This window comes from Pontibacter sp. BAB1700 (genome assembly GCF_000277005.1).
Classification (GTDB): Bacteria; Bacteroidota; Bacteroidia; order Cytophagales; family Hymenobacteraceae; genus Pontibacter; species Pontibacter lucknowensis.
Genome location: NZ_AKIS01000006.1, coordinates 1 through 21,967 on the forward strand (window position 1 = coordinate 1; position 21,967 = coordinate 21,967).

At 50.8% G+C, this 21,967-nt stretch carries 23 protein-coding genes and 2 pseudogenes; 14 read left to right on the forward strand and 11 right to left on the reverse strand.

Translation table 11 applies throughout. The features are described from left to right. Positions 1 to 2,024, forward strand: a 2,024-nt coding sequence (locus O71_RS00640; protein ID WP_007652231.1) for a DUF5916 domain-containing protein, incomplete at its 5' end; no start/stop codon positions are given. 78 nt (positions 2,025 to 2,102) lie between these two features. Here O71_RS00640 and O71_RS00645 read toward each other — a convergent pair. From O71_RS00645 to O71_RS00670, 7 genes and pseudogenes are all read right to left on the reverse strand, one after another. Next, on the reverse strand, positions 2,103 to 2,726 hold the full coding sequence (locus tag O71_RS00645; protein WP_007652234.1) for a hypothetical protein: 624 nt from the start codon (positions 2,724 to 2,726) through the stop codon (positions 2,103 to 2,105). A gap of 167 nt (positions 2,727 to 2,893) precedes the next feature. Next, positions 2,894 to 5,008 (reverse strand): GEVED domain-containing protein, encoded by a 2,115-nt coding sequence (locus O71_RS21235; RefSeq protein ID WP_051017659.1) that lies wholly within the window; start codon positions 5,006 to 5,008, stop codon positions 2,894 to 2,896. Next, on the reverse strand, positions 5,002 to 6,654 hold the full coding sequence (locus O71_RS21240) for a S8 family serine peptidase (RefSeq protein WP_081490409.1): 1,653 nt from the start codon (positions 6,652 to 6,654) through the stop codon (positions 5,002 to 5,004). The genes O71_RS21235 and O71_RS21240 overlap by 7 nt, the downstream gene beginning before the upstream one ends. Positions 6,655 to 6,855: 201 nt before the next feature. Next, positions 6,856 to 7,829 (reverse strand): annotated as a pseudogene (hemB, locus tag O71_RS00655) (porphobilinogen synthase). Between the two features lie 76 nt (positions 7,830 to 7,905). Next, positions 7,906 to 8,163 (reverse strand): DUF2007 domain-containing protein, encoded by a 258-nt coding sequence (locus O71_RS00660; RefSeq protein WP_007652236.1) that lies wholly within the window; start codon positions 8,161 to 8,163, stop codon positions 7,906 to 7,908. Between the two features lie 123 nt (positions 8,164 to 8,286). Next, positions 8,287 to 9,528: an ornithine--oxo-acid transaminase gene (gene rocD / locus O71_RS00665; RefSeq protein ID WP_007652238.1), complete on the reverse strand. Its 1,242-nt coding sequence runs from the start codon at positions 9,526 to 9,528 to the stop codon at positions 8,287 to 8,289. Positions 9,529 to 9,676: 148 nt separating this feature from the next. After that, positions 9,677 to 9,979: a hypothetical protein gene (locus O71_RS00670; RefSeq protein ID WP_007652241.1), complete on the reverse strand. Its 303-nt coding sequence runs from the start codon at positions 9,977 to 9,979 to the stop codon at positions 9,677 to 9,679. Positions 9,980 to 10,122: 143 nt separating this feature from the next. On the opposite strand from O71_RS00670, the gene O71_RS22965 reads away from it, so the two are divergent. The 9 genes and pseudogenes from O71_RS22965 to O71_RS00710 all read left to right on the forward strand — a co-directional run bounded on the left by O71_RS22965 (position 10,123) and on the right by O71_RS00710 (position 16,478). Next, a complete protein-coding gene (locus tag O71_RS22965; protein ID WP_155800406.1) occupies positions 10,123 to 10,296 on the forward strand; it encodes a DUF5522 domain-containing protein in 174 nt (57 codons plus the stop codon). Between the two features lie 133 nt (positions 10,297 to 10,429). Continuing rightward, entirely contained in the window at positions 10,430 to 10,669 is a 240-nt protein-coding gene (gene rpmB / locus O71_RS00680; protein ID WP_007652245.1) for a 50S ribosomal protein L28, read from the forward strand. Next, a pseudogene (locus tag O71_RS00685) lies at positions 10,669 to 12,284 on the forward strand (aminopeptidase P N-terminal domain-containing protein). The gene rpmB and the pseudogene O71_RS00685 overlap by 1 nt, the downstream one beginning before the upstream one ends. A 133-nt stretch (positions 12,285 to 12,417) precedes the next feature. Continuing rightward, on the forward strand, positions 12,418 to 12,606 hold the full coding sequence (gene rpmG / locus O71_RS00690) for a 50S ribosomal protein L33 (protein ID WP_007652246.1): 189 nt from the start codon (positions 12,418 to 12,420) through the stop codon (positions 12,604 to 12,606). Between the two features lie 2 nt (positions 12,607 to 12,608). Further along, on the forward strand, positions 12,609 to 12,761 hold the full coding sequence (locus tag O71_RS22375; RefSeq protein ID WP_007652248.1) for a DUF4295 domain-containing protein: 153 nt from the start codon (positions 12,609 to 12,611) through the stop codon (positions 12,759 to 12,761). Between the two features lie 114 nt (positions 12,762 to 12,875). Then, positions 12,876 to 13,835 (forward strand): signal recognition particle-docking protein FtsY, encoded by a 960-nt coding sequence (gene ftsY / locus O71_RS00695; RefSeq protein WP_007652251.1) that lies wholly within the window; start codon positions 12,876 to 12,878, stop codon positions 13,833 to 13,835. 18 nt (positions 13,836 to 13,853) lie between these two features. After that, a complete protein-coding gene (locus tag O71_RS00700; RefSeq protein WP_007652253.1) occupies positions 13,854 to 14,369 on the forward strand; it encodes a hypothetical protein in 516 nt (171 codons plus the stop codon). 204 nt (positions 14,370 to 14,573) lie between these two features. Further along, positions 14,574 to 15,896 carry a 30S ribosomal protein S12 methylthiotransferase RimO gene (gene rimO, locus O71_RS00705; protein WP_007652255.1) on the forward strand — a complete coding sequence of 441 codons (1,323 nt, stop codon included), beginning with the start codon at positions 14,574 to 14,576 and terminating at the stop codon, positions 15,894 to 15,896. A gap of 186 nt (positions 15,897 to 16,082) precedes the next feature. Further along, positions 16,083 to 16,478, forward strand: a complete 396-nt coding sequence (locus O71_RS00710) for a hypothetical protein (protein ID WP_007652257.1) — start codon at positions 16,083 to 16,085, stop codon at positions 16,476 to 16,478. A 1-nt stretch (position 16,479) separates the two neighbouring features. Here the strand turns inward: O71_RS00710 and O71_RS00715 are convergent, their stop codons facing one another. After that, the gene (locus O71_RS00715; RefSeq protein ID WP_040573377.1) at positions 16,480 to 16,860 is read right to left on the reverse strand and encodes a PH domain-containing protein; all 381 of its coding nucleotides are present in this window, start codon (positions 16,858 to 16,860) and stop codon (positions 16,480 to 16,482) included. A 252-nt stretch (positions 16,861 to 17,112) separates the two neighbouring features. On the opposite strand from O71_RS00715, the gene bshC (O71_RS26200) reads away from it, so the two are divergent. The 3 genes from bshC (O71_RS26200) to O71_RS00725 are packed head-to-tail and all read left to right on the forward strand — an operon-like array spanning position 17,113 to position 19,279. Beyond that, positions 17,113 to 17,460 (forward strand): bacillithiol biosynthesis BshC, encoded by a 348-nt coding sequence (gene bshC, locus O71_RS26200; protein WP_255345322.1) that lies wholly within the window; start codon positions 17,113 to 17,115, stop codon positions 17,458 to 17,460. Continuing rightward, the gene (bshC, locus tag O71_RS00720) at positions 17,364 to 18,689 is read left to right on the forward strand and encodes a bacillithiol biosynthesis cysteine-adding enzyme BshC (protein WP_255345323.1); all 1,326 of its coding nucleotides are present in this window, start codon (positions 17,364 to 17,366) and stop codon (positions 18,687 to 18,689) included. The genes bshC (O71_RS26200) and bshC (O71_RS00720) overlap by 97 nt, the downstream gene beginning before the upstream one ends. Next, positions 18,689 to 19,279: a 5-formyltetrahydrofolate cyclo-ligase gene (locus tag O71_RS00725; protein WP_007652268.1), complete on the forward strand. Its 591-nt coding sequence runs from the start codon at positions 18,689 to 18,691 to the stop codon at positions 19,277 to 19,279. The genes bshC (O71_RS00720) and O71_RS00725 overlap by 1 nt, the downstream gene beginning before the upstream one ends. A gap of 122 nt (positions 19,280 to 19,401) precedes the next feature. Here O71_RS00725 and O71_RS00730 read toward each other — a convergent pair whose 3' ends face one another. From O71_RS00730 to mnmD, 3 genes are all read right to left on the reverse strand, one after another. Then, entirely contained in the window at positions 19,402 to 19,707 is a 306-nt protein-coding gene (locus tag O71_RS00730) for a hypothetical protein (RefSeq protein ID WP_007652269.1), read from the reverse strand. A gap of 271 nt (positions 19,708 to 19,978) precedes the next feature. Further along, positions 19,979 to 20,518 (reverse strand): glutathione peroxidase, encoded by a 540-nt coding sequence (locus O71_RS00735; RefSeq protein WP_007652270.1) that lies wholly within the window; start codon positions 20,516 to 20,518, stop codon positions 19,979 to 19,981. A 55-nt stretch (positions 20,519 to 20,573) separates the two neighbouring features. Next, entirely contained in the window at positions 20,574 to 21,251 is a 678-nt protein-coding gene (gene mnmD / locus O71_RS00740; protein WP_007652271.1) for a tRNA (5-methylaminomethyl-2-thiouridine)(34)-methyltransferase MnmD, read from the reverse strand. A gap of 314 nt (positions 21,252 to 21,565) precedes the next feature. Between mnmD and O71_RS00745 the strand changes: the two genes are divergently transcribed. Continuing rightward, the gene (locus O71_RS00745; protein WP_007652272.1) at positions 21,566 to 21,946 is read left to right on the forward strand and encodes a thioesterase family protein; all 381 of its coding nucleotides are present in this window, start codon (positions 21,566 to 21,568) and stop codon (positions 21,944 to 21,946) included. Positions 21,947 to 21,967: the final 21 nt, after the last annotated feature.

Consider the following 21,967-nt stretch of genomic DNA (forward strand, 5'->3'; position numbering starts at 1 on the left):
GCAATACTAAACTTGATGGCAACTCTTGGGTAGCAGAGATGCGCATACCTTACTCGGCCCTCCGATTCAGCAGCAAGCCGGAGCAGCTATGGGGACTTAACTTCATGCGTAACAGACGGTCCACGCGACAGGAGTTTTTCTGGAATCATGTGGACCCAGCCATCAACGGTTTCATGAACCAGTTTGGCAAGCTTAGGGGCATCAAAAATGTGGAAGCACCGCTGCGGCTCTCGCTCACGCCCTACGTATCGGCCTATGCAGAGAAGTACCCGGTGCGCAACGGCGACGGCAGCGTGCGATACGAAGACAATGTTAACTTTAGTGGAGGTATGGACGTGAAGTACGGCATCAACGACGCCTTCACACTCGATATGACGCTCATACCTGATTTCAGCCAGGTGCAATCCGATAACCAGGTGCTCAACCTGTCGCCTTTCGAGGTGCAGTTCAACGAATACCGGCCTTTCTTTATGGAGGGCACGGAGCTGTTCAACAAAGGCGGCTTCCTTTATTCCCGACGCATTGGTGGCACACCCATCAATTTTCTGAACGCAAGTGCCGAACGCGAACAAGGCAACACTGTCATCGAAAACCCGCGCGAAACCAAGATGCTGAACGGTACCAAGATATCGGGCCGCACGCAGTCGGGTTTGGGTATAGGCTTGTTCAACGCGGTGGTAGGACGGCAATTCGCTACACTCGAAGACAGTGAGGGCAACCGCTTCCAAAAAGAGACGCAGCCGCTCACTAACTATAACATCCTGGTACTTGACCAGTCGCTCAAGAACAACTCCTACGTGACGCTTGTGAATACCAACGTGCTGCGTGCAGGCAGCACCTACGACGCCAACCTGACCGGTATGCTCTTCAGGGTAGCTAACCAAGGCAACCGATATGCCGTGGAAGGCAGTGCCGCCCTGAGCCAAAAATACTATCCAGGCGATGCGCAGCTGGGGCACATGTACAGCATCGGCGGGGGCAAGGTAAGCGGCAATTTCCAGTACAGGTTCACCCACTCCATGAAGTCCGACACCTACGACCCGAATGACATGGGTATCAATTTCATCCGCAATACCGTGGACGAGGACCTGAACCTGCGCTACAACATCTACCAGCCTTTCTGGAAGCTTCTCAATATGAATACCCAATTGGGAGCCACCTACAGCCGCCGGTATAAGCCCGACGATTTTCAGAACTTTGTGATCTATGGCAGGGTGAGCGGCACTTTCCGCAATTTCCTGAGTGTGGGCACCAACTTTAATTTGGAACCAGTGAAGACCTATGACTTCTTCGAGCCACGGGTAGCAGGTCGCTACTATACCTTTCCGGTGAACCGCAGTATTGGCGGCTGGATCTCGTCGGACTACCGCAAGCGCCTGGCCCTGGATGTGGACTTCAGCTATCGTACGTTTGACGAGCACAAGCGCCAGAATTTAGGCTACTCCATTTCGCCACGCTTCCGGGTGAACGATAAGCTGATGTTCATCTACAGGTATAGCCGCAACAGCAATCGCGACGACATGGGCTATGCCAACCATCTTACCCGAAGCACGGAAGCAGGAAAGCAGCACGACATTATCTTCGGTCTGCGTGACGTGAATACGGTAGACAACACCCTCACCAGCTCTTATATCTTCAACAACCGCATGTCGCTGTCGCTGCGGGCGCGGCACTACTGGTCCAAGGCAGAGTATAACCGTTTCTTCGAGCTCGGAAACAAAGGGGAATTGTTAACCAGCAGCTATCCGAATGGCGGCTATTTCCCTGAAAACGAACTTCCAAACCACAACATCAATTATAACGCCTTCAACATCGATATGATCTACTCGTGGTGGTTTGCGCCGGGCAGCGAGATCAGCATAATGTGGAAGAACGCCATTTTGGAAAGCCAGGGCGACATCGTGCCCCGCTACCACGAAAACTTTACCCGCACCATCACCGGGCCGCAGACCAATAGTCTTTCGGTAAGGGTACTGTACTTTATCGACTACCAGGTGTTGAAGAAGCAGTTCTCTAAGTCCTAGGAATGAGATACTCCAAAAAGAAGGCCTGGAGCTGTAGTAGCTTCGGGCCTTCTTGCTTTAAGGTATGGCAGGTATAGATTAGTTGATCGGTTGGGTCAGGTCGAAGTCGGCCTGAAAGCGGAGTTGGTTATCGCGCTTGAGTATGTAGCTGAACGTGCGTCCGTCGGGACTCAGGACCACATTCCACTCGTTGGTGGAGGCCGCAGGTATAAGCTGGGCGGTGAAAGCGTCGGCCGGGAAACGCATGGTGGTTGCGTCGTCAGTATCCATGGCAATGCCGCCGTACATGGTCACTTCGTCTGGGGTGCCGTCTTCGTGTCGGTGGTCATGCTTGAGTTGTAAGCCTTCCTCCATTTTAGTGAATACCCACGTTCTGGATTTGTCTTCACCCACGTGGAACGGGACACGGATAACCTGGTCGGAGCACTCACGCACGTGCATGGTCAGTTCTTTGCCTGCAAACGGGTCTTTGCCATCGGCCGGGAACACAGCCTTGCCTCTGAAGCTCTTACCGCACAGCTTGCTTAACTGAGAAAAGAAAGCCTGCTGCGTAGCCGTTACGGGTGATTGTGGGGCCGTAACCGTTTCCTGTTGCGTAGTGGTAGTCTCGGCAGTAGTGTTCGTTATGCTGCTGGCCTGTGGTTGCTGGGCGCAGGAGGCGAACATGAATGCCACACCTATAGCGAGTAGTAATCTCTTCATAGTTTCTGTTTTGTTTGGCTGAAGATAGGGAATACCACCGGATAAGCAAAGTTGGTAGGTGTAGGTAAAGATACTACTTTGACTGCATCCGAATCAATCAGAAGTTTATAGTACCACAAAAAAGCCCCGGCTCAATAGCCAGGGCTCTTCTGATTACTGGTTGCTTATTAGCGCTGTAACACCAGTTTTTGGGTAAAGGCCTGATCGCCGAACTTCACTCGGAGCAGGTAAATGCCAGAAGCTCTTGCCGAGAGGTCGATGTCCGCTTCATAGAAACCATTGAAGCCGGTCACTTTGCGGGTGTAGATCAGGTTGCCCAGCATGTCAGTCACGTTCAGGTACAGTTCCTCTTGCTGCGCCGTCTCAAACTGCACCTTAAATACGCCTGCGCTTGGGTTAGGCGAGGCTACCAACTCTTTCTTCAATTCACGGCCATTAGCCTGATAGGCGAAGGTATAGATTTGCGATCGTGTGGAAACGCAGCCCTTCCACTGTGCCTGCACGCTATAGTCACCGCTTTCTGTTGGGGTAAAGGTCTGCTCAGTGGCACCAGGTATAGGCAGGCTATTCAGGTACCACTGGTTGCCCTCCGTAGCACTAGACTGCAGGCTCAGGCCCTGGCGCGAAATTACTGGTGTTGGGAGAGGAGTGCCGTTCTCAACCGGTACAGCTACCCTTGGGCTGGTACAGCCGAGAGCACGCACCTTCAGGTCGTAGAAGTAATAGTAATAGCTTAGCGCACCAGGGTTGGCCGTGGTGCCAGTTATAGTGAACACATTGCTTACACCAAATGGATAACCCGTCACACCTGCATTGTTTCTGTAGATGGTGGCCCCATTCGCATGGTCATACGTGATCGCGATGTTGTAAGTGCCAGCCTCAGGAAGCTCCAGCCCAAGGTAGTATACTTCGCCCTGATCATTTGGGTCATCTTCCTGCACGCCCGGGGCAGGGGTGGAGCGGGTGGCCTCTACTGTAAGTGTCCGGCTTGAAACAGGAGAACCATTGCTGTTGTAGGCTGTAAACGTGATTTTGCCGGGGTTGCCGATATACAGACGGGCGCTTTCCAGCAGCATAGGAGCCTTTGCGTCTACGATCACATCCGGCGTAAACTGGTTATACCCCCCGCCTGTTGCAAACTTCTTGGTCGCTGGTCCAACAGTGGCCGAGAAATCATTGAGGGAGGCATAGAGCGTGCCGTTAACACTGCTCGTTGCGATACTGGTTGAGTTGCCCGCAGCGATGGGGGTGCCTCCGCTTGCCGTGTTGTACCAGAAGATGGTGCCATCGCCAGTGCCGGTCAGGGTATAGCTTGGCTGGTCGCCGCAGCGAGTCGCCACTGCTTGTGCCACGGTAGTGTTGCCACCTACCCCGTAGGTTTTACTCAGGGTGTTATTCTCTGGTACGGCATCACTGGTGGTGCCTGCCGAAGCAATCAGTTCATAAGTAGCGCCAGCCTCTGTCTGAAAATCGGCTGTCAGCAAGACCTCATCTGTGGCAAAGGATTTTAGCGTTTTGGTGTAAACCGTTGTCATGGCAGCTACCTTGGAACCACTACGGTATACCTCTAGTGTCACCGGGATATTTTTCTGATCGCGGAGCCCATTATTGCGGATTGTGACCAGGAACTGCTGATTTGTGCCGGCGCAGAGCGATGAACCCACCGGCATTACCTGCTCCAGGGCAACATCTGTGGAAGGCTTTGTGATCTGAATGATATAGTCCTGCGTTTCGCCGCGGGTGTAAGTGCCACAAGAGCTTATGCCTGCCGGAGTGGAGGTTTCAACCAACACGACGCGCAGTCGGGTCATGTAGCCAGGTTGTAGAAAAGAGGGGGCTGAAATGTTGGCATTGAACATCCCGACACCGTTGGTAACACCAGAAGCAGCAGCTTCCTCGCCCTGATCTTCGAAGCTGCCATTGCCGTTCCAGTCCACGTACACCTTGGCAGCCTTGCTGGCATTGGCGCCGCAGGTGCCCAGTTCAAACGACACCGTTTTAGTTTGCCCCGGCTCAAAGGATAGCAGCATTTCCTCCTGCAAGCGGTAGGTGGCGCATCCTTCAAAAGAAGTTGTAATGCCGTCAAAGACAATTTTGCTGATGCGTGAACCTGCCTCCGAAGTCGGAGTGCTTGCACAATAGGCTGTGCCGCCCATTCCGCTCACCAGCAGGGAATATTCCTGAGGCCCTTTCTGAAGCGTGCGCTTGTGCGATACGGTAATGGTGTAGGTCTCGCCAGGTATAGCGTTAGGTATAAGTACCTGCTCTACATTGTCTACCAAGTTGTCGCCTTGGACTGCGGCAGTTCGGGAGCATTGGGGTTTAATACCCAGGGCATAATCGTATTGCCGCGGTTCGTGACGCGTATATCCAGGTCATTAATCAGGCGCGGACTGCGGTTATTCAGGGCGCTATACATGGAATGGGCAGCTCCTTCCGGGTCGGTCCAGGAAATGGTGGCCACCAGTGGTCCCGTGCCGGATGCCACTACCTCCAGCGTATAAGTTTTACCTTGCTCCAGATTGCGCTCCTGTATCAGGTGCGTGTTCTGGGTGTTGCTGATCATGGTAGCGGCGCGACTGGCGTTCAGAAGTCCCCAACCATGCATGTAGTCAGGTCCTGGAGCATCGCCGGCCTCGTCAGCCGTATGAATGGCCAAGCCTTTGAGTGTGGCGGCACGCATGAACTTCCCGTTGTTCAGATTGGCATGGTGCTCCTGCAGGAGCAGTAGGGAACCTGAAATGTTGGGGGCTGCCATGGAAGTGCCGCTCAGAGCTTTGTAAGAATTGTCGCTGGCACTGGTTGTAGAAAGAATTCTTTCTCCGCCACCTACCAGGTCAGGCTTAATACGACCATCATCAGTAGGGCCAAAGCTGCTGAAGCTGGTGATCTTGACATCGGAAGGCTGGTTGTAGCCGTTTGGGAGGCTGTTTACGGCACCCACAGTAAGTATATTCTTAGCAGTGCCGTAAGTGGCGATGCCATCATAGCCGTTGTTGCTGCTGATGTTGCCCGGGCGCTGTGACACCAGTGTAAAGTTGCCGTTGGAGTTGCGCTGCATGTAAGGCTTGCCCACAGCGGGGCCAGGCTCCTGCCGGTTGTTTCCGCCGGATTTCACAATCAGGAAATAAGGTGCGTTGTAGGCAATGCGGTCCCAGCTGACAGACGTGTCGTCATAGTAGCCAAACTTGTAGTCCTCTGTTTCGCTTACCTGAGGAGTGCCCCACCATTCCCAGTACGGATCCTCGTCGGTGCCTTTGCGTTCACTATTATAACGCCAGCCGGCTATGGTGCCATAGGAGTGGTTCGAAACCAGCATATTGGCTTGCGCAGCCTCGGCCATTTCGGAAGGACTGTTATTAAAATCGTAAGCGTGCAGCTTTTTTACCCCGTGCGCCATGCCTTTGGCCATCAGGCTCTGTCCGCTGGCAATGAGGGTGCCGGCCACGTGGGTGGCATGATCATTCAGTTTGGAGGGCTTGTCTTTCTGCTCTATCCTGCCGCGCAGCTCCACATGCGACTCCCGTACCAGGCCACCGTCCCAGACCCCCATTTTGTCCGTGACGCTGTTGCTCGCCCCACTGAGGTTAAGTCCCAGCTTGCCGCCTGTCCAAAGCTGGTTTGTGCGGGTTGTGATGGCGGCGTTGTTGTTGTAGGTGATGTAGTAAACCGGCATGCCCAGTTCATCAAGGCTCTGTAAGGATATGTGGGTACCGTCCTTGTAAGTCTTTTCAATTTCCCAGCCATTTCGCTTGGCAAGCGCAATGGCTTCGGCACGCTTTGTCCGGTAACTTTTGTCTTCAGCTGCCGCAATGCGGCCCAGTTCCTGCACATTAGCGCGCACAGGCACCGAGCCACTCTGCTGCGCAAAGCTAACAGAAGTCGTTGCAAGTGCCGCAGCCATCAGCCAAAGGCTCAATCCTCTCATAAAGTAGTAGTAGGTAGAAGTTTAGAACCACCAATATAACTAAAAGTGCGCGAACGCCAAACTGGTTCAGTGTGAATACTTTATTTGGTGAAACATTGGTTTAGAGAGGTGCCAGGACCTGTGTTAATGCCGGCTGCTTTCAAAACAAAGCGCCTGAGCTGTGAGCCCAGGGCGCTTTGTTTTGTCGTGAATATGACTTGGTTACTTTTGGAGGTACTTGGCAAAATCCTTAGCAAAGTATGACAGGATGATGTCAGCGCCTGCCCGCTTGATGCTCAGCAAACTCTCTAGCATGGCTTTCTCCCCGTCGATCCAGCCCTTCAGGCCGGCGGCTTTCACCATGGCATACTCCCCGCTCACGTTGTAGGCTGCTATCGGCAGGTGTGAGTTGTCGCGCAGCAGCTTGATGATGTCGAGGTAGGCTAGAGCGGGCTTTACCATCAGGTAATCGGCTCCTTCTTCGGTGTCCAGGGCGGCTTCAATCAGAGCTTCACGGCTGTTGGCCGGGTTCATCTGGTAGGTTTTCTTGTCGCCCATTTTCGGGGCAGAGTCCAGGGCGTCGCGGAATGGACCGTAGAAGGCACTCGCATACTTGGCAGTATAGCTCATGATGCCCACCTTGTGGAAACCGTTCTCGTCGAGCACGCGGCGGATGTGGCCTACACGACCGTCCATCATATCGGAAGGACCTACGATGTCGGCACCTGCCTGTGCCTGCGTGAGCGCCATTTTGCCGAGTACCTCCAGCGTCTCATCGTTTACGATCTCACCGTTTATCACAATGCCGTCGTGCCCGTCGGAGCTATAAGGTCCATGGCCACGTCGGTCAGCAGCACCACGTCCGGGAAGTTCCTCTTGATTTCACGGATAGCTCTAGGGAACAGGCCCTCCGGGTTCTCGCTTTCTTTGGCGTACTTGTCCTTCAAACTTTCAGGGATGCTCGGGAAAGGGGCGAAGGCTTTGATGCCCAGATCCACGCAGCTGGCCACTTCATCGAGCAAAGTGTCAACGGAGTAGCGGTTAATGCCCGGCATCGAGGCCACTTCTACTTTCTGGTTTTGCCCCTCGATGATGAAAAGCGGGAAGATGAAGTCGTTCAGTTCCAGGGCAGTTTCCTGCACCATGCTGCGGATGACTTCGTTATAGCGGTTTCGTCTTGGTCTTTTGGTGATCATAGTATAGCGATTGCTCTAAAATGCTTCAACATAGGTATACGGCAAAGGTACGGCTTATGCTTGGCAAAGTGAAATGCTACTCTATGCCCTCTGTTCCGTCCCGGTCAAAATTCTCCAGTAGCTTTTTAGCCTCCTCTTCATCATGACCAGAGATAATTAACTTAACCGGGTTAAAACCGCCGGAAGCTACTTGAAAAGGCGCAATACTGCCCATGTGCTCATTTTGCATGAACACATAAATGCCATGGTTCTCGAGCATGTTTTTGATGACAGCCGCCCGGTGGAAGTCGCCGGAGAAGATAACGATAGGTCTGGACTGTTCTTGTTGTGTCATGTTTTCAAAGCTGTTGCTATTCTAAAGCTACCAAATTTCGGGCAGACGAGCATGGTTGGCGCAGATAAAAAAAGGCGAAGCCACTACAGCCTCGCCTTTTATATGTTTTAGCTATACCTTCTCTTAGAAGTTCATGATTACCTTTTCAATGATATCACAGCACTCATGCAGTTGCTCTTCTGTCATCACCAGCGGTGGTGCGAAGCGGATGATATCGCCGTGGGTTGGCTTGGCAAGCAGGCCGTTCTCCTTCAGCTCCACGCATACGTCCCAAGCGGTGCGGCCATCGGCTGAAGGCTCGATCACGATGGCGTTGAGCAAACCGCGACCTCTTACCAGCGTTACCACTTCCGGACGCTTAGCTTTTAACTTGTTCATGCGGTCGCGGAACACTTCACCCAACTTGTAGGCATTCTCTATTAGGTTTTCTTCTTTGATCACCTCCAATGCTGCAATGGCCACTGCAGCCGCCAATGGGTTGCCGCCAAAGGTAGAGCCGTGCTCACCTGGCTGGATGCACAGCATGATATCGTCGTTGGCCAGTACACAGGATACCGGCAGCACACCACCTGAAAGTGCCTTGCCAAGAATCAGAATATCCGCTTTTACATCGTCGTAGTAAGTGGCAAGCAGTTTACCGGTGCGTGCTATACCTGTCTGGATCTCATCAGCCATGAGCAGCACATTGTACTCTTTGCAAAGCGCATGCGCCTTAGCCATATACCCGTCCTGCGGTACCACTACACCTGCTTCGCCCTGAATCGGCTCCACCAGGAAACCGCACACGTTCGGGTTTTCTTTCAGGGCTGTTTCCAGCGCATCGAGATCATTGTAAGGAATCACCTTGAAGCCTGGCATGTACGGCCCAAAGCCTTTCGTAGAATCCGGGTCAGTGGAGAAGGAGATGATGCCTGTCGTACGGCCATGGAAGTTGCGCTCTACCACGATGATCTCAGCGTTGTGAGAGGCGATGCCTTTCTTCAGATAAGCCCATTTGCGGGCAAGCTTGATGGCCGTTTCTACGGCTTCGGCACCAGAGTTCATGTAAAGCGATTTGTCGTAACCAAACAGCTCACAGATGTACTTCTCGGCTATACCTAGTTTGTCGTTGTAGAAGGCACGGGAAGTCAGCGTGAGTTGCTGGGCCTGCTCGATCAGGGCGTTGATGATGCGCGGATGGCAGTGGCCCTGGTTTACGGCACTGTAGGCCGACAGGAAGTCAAAATAGCGTTTGCCCTCCACGTCCCACAGGTATACGCCATCGCCTTTGTTCAACACCACCGGCAGCGGGTGGTAGTTGTGGGCGCCGTACTTTTCTTCGGTTTCGATAGCCTGCTGGCTGGAGGTGATGGATAGCGTGCTCATAGTTTATGTGTTAAAAAAGCTGTGTCCGTACTGTTGGGCAGCGCTACGCCATAAGCTGTAGTGCCGCACCTATATTTACGGGATTCTGTATATAGGTTGTAAATATAGCAAAAACAGCCTGAATTATACCTTTAGCCGGAAAAGGAGCTTATTCGGTCTGCCGGCACTGCCTGAAAACAGAATGGAATTCATCGGCGTCGTACTCGGCATAGATGTCTGTCATGATGCCGAGCAGGTTGTTATCCGTCCGGAATCCGTATACCTCTTGCTGTCCGCTTTGTGAGGTGGAAGAGGGCACGGTATGCCGCTCCAGCAAAGTAAGCTGATTGGGGGAGAGTTCACAGCTCTGCTCAGAGCAGTAAACCCGCTGATGCTGAATAGTAAACGTGTTGACAAAGCCCCTTGCACGCATGGTACTCACAGCTTCGGTCAGGTTTTGGAAATGGGTCATAGGCTTGCAGGGTAAGGATTACACATTGAGACACGGCCATCTTTGATAGAACGAAATACACTGCCGCTACAAGGTATAATGAAGGGGCTATTTGGTAAACGTACCCGAAATGCCGATATTTGTCGCTTTATAAGGAGTATAGCGTGAGCGATCTGAAAGAAGGCGAGGATTTTTATTTTGAGCATGGACTGATGGTACTAACGGCCAAGTACCTGCTCAAACGAGGCTATTGCTGCAAGAATGCCTGCCGGAACTGCCCTTACGGCTTCACCAAAAAGAAGAAAGAAACGGGCCTGAAAGGCGAAGACAAGGTATAAGGCATGCTGTTAAAAAGCCTTTGTAGTTGGCTTGCAGCGGGTTTTGTTAAAAATATCTGCTATGCTTTTGAATTTCTGTATCTTTTTGCAGATATTTGCACCCCTATTGAAATAATTTAGAAGAAAATACAAGATGGCACGAGTTTGCGATTTAACCGGAAAGAGAGTACAAGTAGGAAATAACGTTTCTCACGCTAACAATAAGACAAAGCGTAAGTTCTATCCGAACCTTCAGAAGAAGCGTTTCTACATCCCTGAGGAAGATGCTTGGGTAACCCTTAAAGTATCCACTTCAGCATTGAGAACAATCAACAAAAACGGTATTTCTGCCGTTCTGAAGAAAGCAGTAGAGCAAGGCTTCATTATGTACTAATGGCAGCCTTCCGGCTGTGTGCACTGTTATGCTGGCTGTCGATTACGGCAGTAGCGCAACCGCATGCAGGCTCGGGAAAGCCATCTGATACTTTAGATAAAGAGTTTCACCGGCAACGGAGAGAGGTACTGCGGCAACAGCTGCCCCCTCGCTCCGTTGCCGTTCTTTTTGCCAGTCCCGTGCGCAACCGTGCAAACGACGTGGACTATTATTACCATCCCGATCCGGATTTCTACTACCTGACAGGGTATAAGGAGCCGAACGCCGTGCTGTTGCTTTTCCAGAGTCCGCAGAGCGTGAATGGTAAGCAGGTACAGGAAGTACTGTTTGTGCAGCCCAATGATGAGATGCATGAACTATGGAATGGCAAACGGCAAGGCGTAGAGGGGGCGGCCAAAGAATTAGGTATAGCCACACTGGCAAATACCGATTTTGATTCCTTTAAGCTCGACACTGCCAATCTGCAGCAGATCCTGATCAAAAGCCTGCCGCATGATGTGCGCGACGACGCAGCGGATGAGGCTGATTTATACAGCTTACTTAACCAGTTCAAGTCCAAGGTAAAGTACCCGGCCAATTTCAGCGCGACACGCAGCATGCTGTATGGCATTGTGCGGGAGCATGGATTGGCGCAGTCCGAAGGAGTAGTAGCCTACATTCAGGAAGCCATGCAACAGGAGCCGGAACTGAAAAACGACCGGGCATTGCAAGGCTATCTGCAGGCGAAAGACATGCGCTCACGCACCAAAGCCGTGGCTGCTACCCCTAAGCAGAAGCTTGACGCTTTCACGCTCAATCAGGTGCTGGACGCCATGCGAGAAGTGAAAACCGAAGCCGAGATCAACTTGCTTCGTAAAGCAGCGAGCATGTCGGCTATCGGACAGATTGAGGTGATGAAGGCCATGAAGCCAGGTATGTCCGAAATGGAAATACAAGGTATACATGAGTTCGTGTTCAAGAAATACGGTGCACAGCATGTAGGCTACCCGAGCATAATTGGGGCCGGCAACAATGGTTGTGTGCTGCATTATACCTCCAGTTCCAAGCCGGCTATACCTGGCAGCGAACTGGTGCTGATGGATGTGGGGGCGGAGTACCTGGCTATACCGCCGACGTGACGCGCACGATACCTGCCAACGGGAAGTTCAGCAAAGAACAGCGTGCCATTTACGAGTTGGTACTCAAGGCGCAGGAGACAGGCTTTGAGCAGTGCAAGGTGGGCAACGCTTTCAATGCGCCGCACCAGGCTGCCGAAGCTGTGATAGCTGATGGCCTTCTAAAACTGGGCATCATTAAGAAAAGGGAAGAAGTACAGCGCTACTTCCCGCACGGTACATCTCATTACCTGGGCCTCGACGTGCACGACCGTGGCAGCTACGGACCTTTCCAGGCTAACACGGTTATTACGGTCGAGCCAGGCATTTACATTCCGGAAGGAAGTCCATGTGACAAGAAGTGGTGGGGGATCGGCGTGCGCATCGAAGATGATATCATGATCACTGATAAAGGCTGGGAAAATCTGTCGAAGCAGGCGCCCCGCACAATAGAGGAAATTGAAAAAACAATGGCCCAGCCGAGCGCATTGGACGGTTTCAAACTGCCAACGCTCGATTAGAAGCACTCTAGAAGAGGTATAGAAGCGGCAGAGCGCTTAGTTAAAAAGCTTCTGCAGAAAAATTTATACTTTGTTTGTAATTAGAGATTTAAGCTTGTATATTTGCAGTCCTAAATAAAAATTTACTGTTGAGATGGCTAAAAAAGCAAAAGGTAATAGAATCCAGGTAATTATGGAGTGCACAGAGCATAAAGCGACTGGCATGCCTGGAACTTCAAGGTACATCACTACCAAAAACAGAAAGAATACTGCTGAGCGTTTAGAGCTTAAGAAGTATAATCCTGTGTTGAAAAAAGTAACTGTACATAAAGAAATTAAATAACCATGGCTAAGAAGGTAGTTGCAACCCTAAAGACCGCTACAGGTAAAGATTGGGCAAAAGTGATCAAAGCCGTTAAGTCTCCAAAAACTGGTGCTTACAGCTTTAAAGAAGAGATGGTGCCTGTTGACAAAGTACAGGAGTTCCTTAAGAAGTAATTAAGCCTACTCTACTTATACATAGATAGAATACATGAAAAAGTCCCTTTACCGGGACTTTTTTAGTATATTACCGTATCACACCGAGATCGTCTCACCCTACAAAACACGCAAATGGGAATTTTTGACTTTTTCAGCAAAGAGCAGAAGAAAGAATCGCTCGACAAAGGTCTAGAGAAAACCAAAACCAGCTTTTTCGGGCAATTGAGCAAAGCAGTTGTGGGCAAATCCACGGTAGACGTGGAAGTGCTCGACGAGCTGGAGGAAATTCTGGTACATGCGGACGTAGGGGTAGAGACAACGGTGAAGATCATCGACCGCATCGAGAAGCGTGTGGCCCGCGACAAGTACGTGAGCACCAGCGAGCTCGACAAGATCCTGCGTGAGGAGATTGCCGCATTGCTTGAGGAGAACCGTGCCGGTGACGGCGCTAACTTCGACTTGCCGGCAGGCATCAAGCCTTACGTGATCATGGTGGTAGGTGTAAATGGTGTGGGTAAAACCACCACCATCGGCAAACTGGCCTCCCAGTTTCACAAAGCAGGCAAGAAAGTCGTACTCGGTGCCGCCGATACCTTCCGTGCCGCCGCCGTGGATCAGCTGATCATCTGGGGTGAGCGTGTGGGGGTGCCGGTTATTTCGCATGGCATGAACACCGACCCAGCCTCTGTGGCCTATGATGCCGTAAAGAAAGGGGTGGACATCGGTGCAGATGTCGTGATCATCGACACGGCCGGCCGACTGCACAACAAAGTGGGCCTGATGAACGAGCTGTCGAAGATCAAACGCGTGATGCAGAAGATCACAGCCGACACGCCGCATGAGGTACTGCTGGTACTCGACGGCAGCACGGGTCAGAACGCCCTGTTGCAGGCGCGTGAGTTCACCAAAGCCACTGACGTGACCGCACTGGCCATTACCAAGCTGGACGGAACGGCCAAAGGCGGTGTGGTGATCGGTATTTCTGATGAGTTCAAGATTCCGGTGAAATACATCGGGGTAGGAGAGAAGATAGAAGATCTGCAACTGTTCGACAAGAACCAGTTCGTGGAGTCGTTCTTCTCCCGCAAATAGAAATTAGCTGTTGCCTGTATGGGGAAATTGCTGCTGATAGGGCTGTCGCTGTTGCTGACCACGTGTAACGGTACCCAAGGTACATCGGGGCAGGAGGGAGAAGCGCAGGACACGCAGCAGGAGTTGAAAACGCAAACAGGCCAGCAGATGCAGATCAAGCAAGGTATACGGGGGCAGATTCTATGGGAGGCAGGCAACCAAATGCCCTCCCCGGATGCACCACCTTCCAGTGGAAGAAAAGGCGTGGAGCGCACCGTATACATTTACGAACTGACCAACAGTTCGCAAACCACTTCCAAAGACGGTGTTTTCCATACCGCAATTAAGACAAATTTAATTAAGCAGGTGAAGACAGACGCTAATGGCAACTTTGCCATTAGTCTGGAGCCTGGCAGGTATAGCCTCTTTACAAAAGAGCAAGATGGTTTATTTGCCAATCTTTTCGACGGGGAGATGAATATCTTCCCGGTAGAGGTAAAAGAAGGCGAAGTGACCACCGTGGAGTTTCTGGTGAACTACGATGCGTTTTATTAGGCTCCCGAGAGTAATTCGGCTGCTTTCATCATAATCCGAAAGCCTCTTGTTTCCTGAAAATAACAAATCAGCCCGCTGTACAGGTGGGCTGTTCTTTTATTACCCAAACATGTTGTACTTTTGCAGTTCATTTGCCCAATCGAACTAATGCGCAGCCGCAATGGTTTTGAGTAATTGGGAATTATCGCGCTAATACATAGATAAGTGAAAGTAAGAAGTTTAAAGAAAGACAAGGTAAACGTGATCACACTGGGTTGTTCTAAAAACCTGGTGGATTCGGAAGTGCTGATGGGGCAGCTGCGGGCAAACGAGTTTGACGTATCGCACGAGTCTGAGAAGGACGATTCAAATATCATCATCGTAAATACCTGCGGCTTTATCGACAATGCCAAGCAGGAGTCCATCGACACCATTCTGCGCTACGCCGAGGCCAAAGAGATGGGACAGATCGACAAGCTGTACGTAACAGGCTGTCTGTCGCAGCGCTACAAGGACTCGCTGGAAGCAGAGATTCCGCAGGTGGACGCTTACTTCGGTACGCTTGAAATGCCGCAGCTTCTCAAAAAACTGGAGGCTGACTACAAGCACGAGCTCATCGGCGAACGACTCATCACGACGCCTTCGCACTTTGCTTACTTTAAGATAGCCGAGGGCTGCAACCGCCCTTGCTCTTTCTGTGCGATCCCTTTGATGCGCGGCAAGCACGTAGACCGTCCGATCGAAGACCTTGTAAAAGAGGCGAAGCGACTGGCTAGCATGGGCACAAAAGAGTTGGTGCTGATTGCACAGGACCTGACTTACTATGGCTTGCAGCACTATGGCGAGCGCAAGCTGGCCGACCTGCTTCGCAACCTGTCGGATGTGGAAGGTATAGATTGGATCCGGATGCAGTACGCTTATCCGTCGCAGTTCCCGATGGAGGTGTTCGACGTGATGAACGAGCGCGAGAATATCTGCAAGTACCTGGACATGCCGCTGCAGCATATCTCCGACAACATGCTCAAGACCATGCGCCGCGGTATCAGCAAGCGTCGCACGATTGAGCTGGTTGACCAGATTCGTCAGCGTGTGCCAGACATTGCTTTGCGTACGACACTGATAGCAGGCCACCCGGGGGAAACCGACAAGGATTTCCAGGAGCTGTATGACTGGGTAGAGGAAACCCGCTTTGAGCGTCTGGGCATCTTTACCTACTCACACGAAGAAAACACCCATTCCCATACCTTAGAGGATAATGTGCCGGACGAGGTGAAACAGGAACGTGCTGATGCCATCATGGAACTGCAGCAAGGTATATCAGTAGAACTGAACGAAGAGAAAGTAGGCAAGACCTACAAAGTACTGTTCGACCGCAAAGAAAGCGGCTACTTCGTGGGCCGTACGCAGTATGACTCACCGGAGGTAGACAACGAAGTGCTTGTGCCAGCTGATAGCCAGTATGTGCGTCTGGGAGACTTCGCCAATGTGAAGATCACGGATGCCTCTGACTTCGATCTATACGGAGAGGTGGTCTGTAAATTAGTATAAAGTGAAAGGTCGGGCGTTAAAAACCCGAGGCTGCGAATAACCATCATCAAAGGAATTCTTTGTGAGCTACGGCCAACAGGGAATTTCCTTTTTTGTTTATAGCCCGGAATTATGTATTATGGTATTCAGAAACCTAAATATAGTTCAAGGAGCGGTTTTAGACGCTGCAAATCTTTTCCCACCTATATGCGGCACATCAAATTACTCACTACTGATTCCCTTACACTCGAGTATAATGCGGTGGAAGATTACATTGCAGCTACCTGGCATGGCGCCTTTACCAGCGAGGTCATCAAACAGGGATATGAGCAGATTCTGTTTTTCCTGCAAAAAGAGCGCTGCCACAAACTGCTCGACAACCACTACGACGTGCAAGGACTATGGGTGGATTTAACAGATTGGCTGGCGTATGACTGGCACCCACGTGCCGAGCAGGCTGGTTTGCAATACCATGCCGCTGTTTATTCGCAAGACTACTTCAGTCGGCTCTCCACTGACAGGGCCATCCAGATGGTGCGGGATGGAATTGCGAATGGATTTGAAACAGCCGAAAATGCTGAGGGCTGGCTCAATTCACTCTAGTTTATTTCAGCACATACCTGCTTAGCACTTTGTAAGCCTCATTCACATTATCGCCTTTGCGGAATTCCTGCTTGATAGTGGGCGACGCTTCACCTGTCAGCCAGATCTTCAATTCGGCATCGAAGTCAAGCATGCCGGCGCTCTCTTTTGAGAACATCTTGATGCTGGCATAAGGCACACTTTGGTATTCAATTTTAGAACCCGTTATACCCTGCTTATTCACTACGATCAGTCGCTTGTTCGTGAACACCAGCATGTCCCGAATCAGGCGGAAAGCCTTTTCAATCTGCTCATCATCGAGCAGGATGGGCTGAAATTCTTTTGTGAGTTTTTCGACAGGCACAGCTGATGCATGACCCATTAATCCGTTCAATAATCCCATATCGTTTGATTTTTAGCTAAGTATACGGACTTTATACCTTTAGTTTGTCCACTAAAGCCCTTGCTATGAAAGCTTTTAGAGCGAGGGCGGTGAGTGCCTAAATTCAGATTCCGCCCGCCTATACCTGTTTTCTATCGTATCAGCTATAGATCGAAAATAAAAAACACGTACTTTGTGGCGCAACATAGGTGAACGTGTTTTGTTATACCCTCTAGGTATAGCCACATAGCATAAAGCCACAAAATAGAGCAGATGGAAGTAACTGATATGAAAATCACCAAAGTAGACTATGCCGCTACTGGCGCTTTCTCCCAGACGATAGCCGATTACCTGTCACAAAGCGAAAAGCTAAAGACGTTCTATCACCGCTTCCCGACGCTGGAGGCTTTTAGCGAACAGATCAAGGAGAAGCAGTTCTCGGTAGCCCAACGCCACACCTTATATCAGGCGCTACAGGAGCAATATGGTTCTTTAGCAGATATCCACCAGTTGTGCAGCAAAACTTGGAGCTGTTACAGCAGCCCAACACCTATACCGTCACCACAGGGCACCAGCTCAACATCTTCACAGGGCCACTTTACTTTGTGTATAAGATCGTGACGGCCATCAACACCTGTCGCCAGTTACAGGCAGCTTACCCGGATTACAACTTTGTGCCGGTATACTGGATGGCCACTGAAGACCACGACTTCGCGGAGATCAACCACTTCAACCTGTTTGGTAAGCGCTATACCTGGGAGTCTGAGCAGACCGGTGCCGTGGGCCGATTCGCAACAAACGGACTTGACAAGGTACTGGAAGAGTTGCCGGAGGCTTTCCCGATATTTGAAGACGCTTACCGCAACAGCAAGACACTGGCCGACGCAACCCTTGCCATCACACATGCACTGTTTGGCGAGTATGGTCTGGTAAGCATCGACGGTGATCACAAAGAGCTGAAGAAGGCGCTTATACCTGTAGTGGAGAAGGAAGTGACCGAGCAGCTGTCTAATAAGCTGGTGGAAGCGACAAACTCGCAATTAGAGCAGCTAGGCTACAAACCGCAGGTGTTTTCACGTGAGATCAACCTGTTTTACCTGCAGGACGGCATGCGCGAACGCATTGTGCAGGAAGGCGACAGGTATAAGGTACTCAACACTGACTTGAGCTTTACAGAGCAAGAAATGTTGCAGGAGGCACAGCAGCACCCGGAACGTTTTAGCCCGAATGTGATCCTTCGTCCGCTCTTCGAAGAAATAGTGCTGCCCAACCTGGCATACATTGGCGGTGGAGCAGAGGTGGCGTATTGGTTTCAGCTTTGTAAAGTGTTTGAAGCACACCAGGTAACCTTCCCGATCATCATGCTGCGAAACTCGGCCCTGTACATCAGCAAGCCGAACGCCAACCGCATGCACAAACTGGGTCTTGAACCAATCGACCTGTTCCAGGATTATCAGGAACTGAAGAAGAAACTCTCGTCGCAGCTGCACGAAGAGGAGATTAACCTGGAAACGCAGCGTGAGGCTGTAGCCAAAGCGTTTAAACAAGTAGAAGCGCTGGCCGAAGGAATTGACCCGACCTTGGTAAGGGCAGTGGCGGCTGAACAGCAGAAAGCGCACAATTCATTGCAAATGCTCGAGAAAAAGCTTTCCAAAGCACGCGACAGCAAGCACGAGCAGACCTTCAAACAACTTGAAAACCTGAAAGACAAACTCTTCCCGAACGGCAGCCTGCAGGAGCGTCAGGACAACCTGCTCTCTTACCAGACCAATCACCCGAACTTTATACCTGCACTGGTAGAGGCTTTTGACCCACTGGAGTTTAAGTTCACAATATTGGAGGAGGAGTAATGCACAAAGCCGAGCTGCGAAAAACCATGCTGCAACGGCGCCGTGCCCTGTCCGTCGACGAGGTGGCTGTGCGGAGCCAGCGTATAGCCGACTTGTTTTTCCAGCACTTTCCTCTCCAGGCAGGTCAGACCGTGCACGTGTTTCTGCCGATTATCAAAAACAACGAGGTGAACACATGGCCCATCATTGAGCGGTTACGGCTGGAGTGCCCTGAGGTGCGCGTAGTAGTGCCCGTAACGGATGCCGGGCAGCATACGCTTTCACACCATCAGCTAACGGAAGAGTCAGTGCTCGTAGAAAATGCCTGGGGTATACCTGAGCCGCAGGATGCCGAGATCGTCCACGCCCGCGAAGTAGATCTGGTGCTGATCCCTTTGCTGGCTTTCGATAAGCAAGGGCATCGGGTAGGGTATGGCAAAGGCTTTTATGACCGTTTTCTGGCTGACTGCCGACCAGATGTTGTGAAGGTAGGGCTGTCGCTGGAGCCGCCTGTGGAGCGCATAGCCGACCCAAATGTCTATGATGTACCGCTTGACTTTGCCATAACGCCCGACGGGGTGTGGCCGGAAGCATCAGCGTTGCATAGTTAGTATGCGCAGTGCTGCCTGAGCTTGGTTGGTGTCAACTGAGATCAGGATGTTGCATAAGCCGCAAACAAAAAGCCCCGCTGCATCACTGCAGCGGGGCTTTTTGTTTGCGGCTCTCTGAAGCCTTATTTCTTCTTGCCATTTACCACCTGGCGAAGCTGAGCTACAGGACCGAATTCAGCCTGTTCAATTGTCTTGCCACCAAGGTAGATTTTGCGCAGCTGCACTTCAACAGGTGCCATGGTGCGGGTCATGTCTGAGCTCACCACTTTTGTGTAAAAATCACGGGCTTCTACTACTGCGCCGCGTTCAAACTGGTGTCTGGATTCGTTCTTGTTCACTGGCAGGCCAGGTATAACCTGGTAAGTCGTACAAACCACTTCGTACTTCGCCTGGAAAGGCTTCACCACTTTCTGTAATAATTTCTTCATTTTGCTTCCTGTTGATTTGCTTTCATTGCTCTAAGACAATGCAAAATAAGACTTAATTCCAGAAATAAAACAATTTTTGAAGTATAACAATTAAAAAAAATGCTGAATGGTTTATGCAAGTGCTTGAATTATACTTTATTAAGATAAAACTTTGCTGTAATTTCTTAATAAGGAGGCACTTGTGATAAATCAAAGTTCAAGTAAATGGGATTCTATACCTGTGGAGGTATTTAAATTTCACATTTGGGATGGTCTGTAACCCCTTGATATACTATTTGTTAGCTTGCGCTGGCTTGTCAGGTGTTACCTCTGTTTTATGAAGCAAGCGCTCTATATCCGGTGTTATCTTCTCGGGTTTGGTGATCGGAGCATAGCGTTTCACCGGATTTCCGTTGGCATCAATCAGGAATTTAGTGAAGTTCCATTTCACACGGCTGCCCAACAGTCCTCCAAGCTCTGACTTCAGGTATTGGAATACCGGATGGGCATTACGACCGTTCACATCCACTTTCTCCATCATGGGGAAACTCACGCCGTAGTTCACCAGGCAACCCTGTTCAATCTCTTCTTTTCCTCCCGGCTCCTGATTTCCGAACTGATTGCAGGGGAAGCCCAGCACCACCAGGCCATCGTCCTTGTACTTTCTATAGAGCTCCTCCAGACCTTCGTACTGTGGCGTAAAACCGCAGTTACTGGCAGTGTTCACCACCAGCACAACTTTGCCTTTGAAGTTCTCCATATTGACCTCTTTGCCCTGCAAAGAGGTCGCTGACAGGTTATAGAAGGGGCTATTTTGATTTGACATGCTCATTATTACTTCGTTTTAAGTATTTGCTATACCTCAACCGAAAATAAGCGAAAAGGTTTTACTCCACCGGTTTGAAGCCGCGTGTCATTTCACGCTTGCCCGGAGGGCCTGGGAGTGCCTCTACTTCGTAACCAGCTGCTTTCAGGCTTCGCTTAAAGGAGCCCTTTGCGCAGTAAGTAACCAACACACCACCAGGGCGGGTAGCCTGGAATAACTTATCAAACATCTTATCAGACCAGAGCTCAGGCTGCTTCTCGGGAGCGAAGGCGTCGAAATAGATCAGGTCGTAATAAGCACGCGGTGGCACAAACTCCTCCAGCGTTTCGTGGATCTTCTGCAGCGTAAAGTATGGAATTACGTCAACCGGCTCGTTCCAGGGAGCTTTGTGAAGTTCCAGAAATGCATCGTGCAGCTCAGGGTTCAGAATTACTTTATCAAACTGCAGTTGCTCTACCACCTTCATTTCCAGCGGAAACTTCTCCAGTGTATCGTATTGGATGAAAGCCTTCTGAGCCAGCGCGAAAGGGTAAGTGAGGATGGCGTTGAGGCCGGTGCCAAAACCTACCTCCAGAATCTTGATGTCTTTGCGGAGATTGAGCACATGCTCCAGGCCGTGCTTAATGAAGACATGCTGCGACTCCTGCAAAGCACCATGCACCGAGTGGTAGTGCTCGTTCAGTTCGGGCACGTACAAGGTGTTGGAGCCGTCTTTGGTCTGCCTGATTTCGAGATGCATGATTATTTATTTACTTTACAAATGTAAGCAATGGTTGGGGAATAATGATTAAGGAATAGTGAGGAATGACTAATTTGGAATCAATAGCTGTAATGGCTGATGAAGAATGATTGACGCACTAAACCATTTAACGGCCTAACTCTCAAACTGCGCAGTTGATCCGGGCATCCTTGCCCTCATGAAGCTTCGGGACATGGATACCCCGAAGAGCATATTCGTCGTTTTGGAATAGATGGCTTTGAATAGCGACCTCTCTCAATAGAGGGTATAAAACCATCAGCAATTTAACAATTCAACCATCAACAATTTAAAACATGCCCCGCATCAAAGTAGCTATACCTGAACATGTGTCCTTCGAGGCAACTATACCTGTGCGCATTACTGATCTCAACTATGGCGCCCATCTGGGCAACGATGCGCTGCTCTCTATTCTGCACGAGGCACGCCTGCAATTGCTCAGGCACTTCGGCTACACCGAGCTCGATATGGGCGGTGCCAGCCTGATCATGGCCGATGTTGCCATTGAGTACAAGGGCGAGGGCTTCTACGGTGATGTACTCACGCTGCGGCTGGCATTTGACGATGTGCACAAGTATGGCTTCGATATTACCTACATGTGCTCAACCAAAACGGCAAGGAAGTTGCCCGTGCCAAGACGGGTATGCTCTGCTTTAACTACCAGGAACGAAAATTAATGGCCCTGCCCAACGAAGTAA

Excerpts from the sequence above, each read along its gene's own strand:
- O71_RS00710 (WP_007652257.1), top strand. The coding sequence starts at position 16,083 with ATGCGGCACATCAAATTACTCACTACTGATTCCCTTACACTCGAGTAT.
- O71_RS21240 (WP_081490409.1), bottom strand. The coding sequence starts at position 6,654 with ATGAGAGGATTGAGCCTTTGGCTGATGGCTGCGGCACTTGCAACGACT.
- O71_RS00735 (WP_007652270.1), bottom strand. The coding sequence starts at position 20,518 with ATGAGCATGTCAAATCAAAATAGCCCCTTCTATAACCTGTCAGCGACC.
- O71_RS00700 (WP_007652253.1), top strand. The coding sequence starts at position 13,854 with ATGGGGAAATTGCTGCTGATAGGGCTGTCGCTGTTGCTGACCACGTGT.
- ftsY (WP_007652251.1), top strand. The coding sequence starts at position 12,876 with ATGGGAATTTTTGACTTTTTCAGCAAAGAGCAGAAGAAAGAATCGCTC.
- rocD (WP_007652238.1), bottom strand. The coding sequence starts at position 9,528 with ATGAGCACGCTATCCATCACCTCCAGCCAGCAGGCTATCGAAACCGAA.
- O71_RS00660 (WP_007652236.1), bottom strand. The coding sequence starts at position 8,163 with ATGACACAACAAGAACAGTCCAGACCTATCGTTATCTTCTCCGGCGAC.
- bshC (WP_255345322.1), top strand. The coding sequence starts at position 17,113 with ATGGAAGTAACTGATATGAAAATCACCAAAGTAGACTATGCCGCTACT.
- O71_RS22375 (WP_007652248.1), top strand. The coding sequence starts at position 12,609 with ATGGCTAAGAAGGTAGTTGCAACCCTAAAGACCGCTACAGGTAAAGAT.
- O71_RS00645 (WP_007652234.1), bottom strand. The coding sequence starts at position 2,726 with ATGAAGAGATTACTACTCGCTATAGGTGTGGCATTCATGTTCGCCTCC.
- rpmG (WP_007652246.1), top strand. The coding sequence starts at position 12,418 with ATGGCTAAAAAAGCAAAAGGTAATAGAATCCAGGTAATTATGGAGTGC.
- O71_RS00715 (WP_040573377.1), bottom strand. The coding sequence starts at position 16,860 with ATGGGATTATTGAACGGATTAATGGGTCATGCATCAGCTGTGCCTGTC.
- O71_RS00670 (WP_007652241.1), bottom strand. The coding sequence starts at position 9,979 with ATGACCCATTTCCAAAACCTGACCGAAGCTGTGAGTACCATGCGTGCA.
- O71_RS00725 (WP_007652268.1), top strand. The coding sequence starts at position 18,689 with ATGCACAAAGCCGAGCTGCGAAAAACCATGCTGCAACGGCGCCGTGCC.
- O71_RS00745 (WP_007652272.1), top strand. The coding sequence starts at position 21,566 with ATGCCCCGCATCAAAGTAGCTATACCTGAACATGTGTCCTTCGAGGCA.
- mnmD (WP_007652271.1), bottom strand. The coding sequence starts at position 21,251 with ATGCATCTCGAAATCAGGCAGACCAAAGACGGCTCCAACACCTTGTAC.
- rpmB (WP_007652245.1), top strand. The coding sequence starts at position 10,430 with ATGGCACGAGTTTGCGATTTAACCGGAAAGAGAGTACAAGTAGGAAAT.
- O71_RS00730 (WP_007652269.1), bottom strand. The coding sequence starts at position 19,707 with ATGAAGAAATTATTACAGAAAGTGGTGAAGCCTTTCCAGGCGAAGTAC.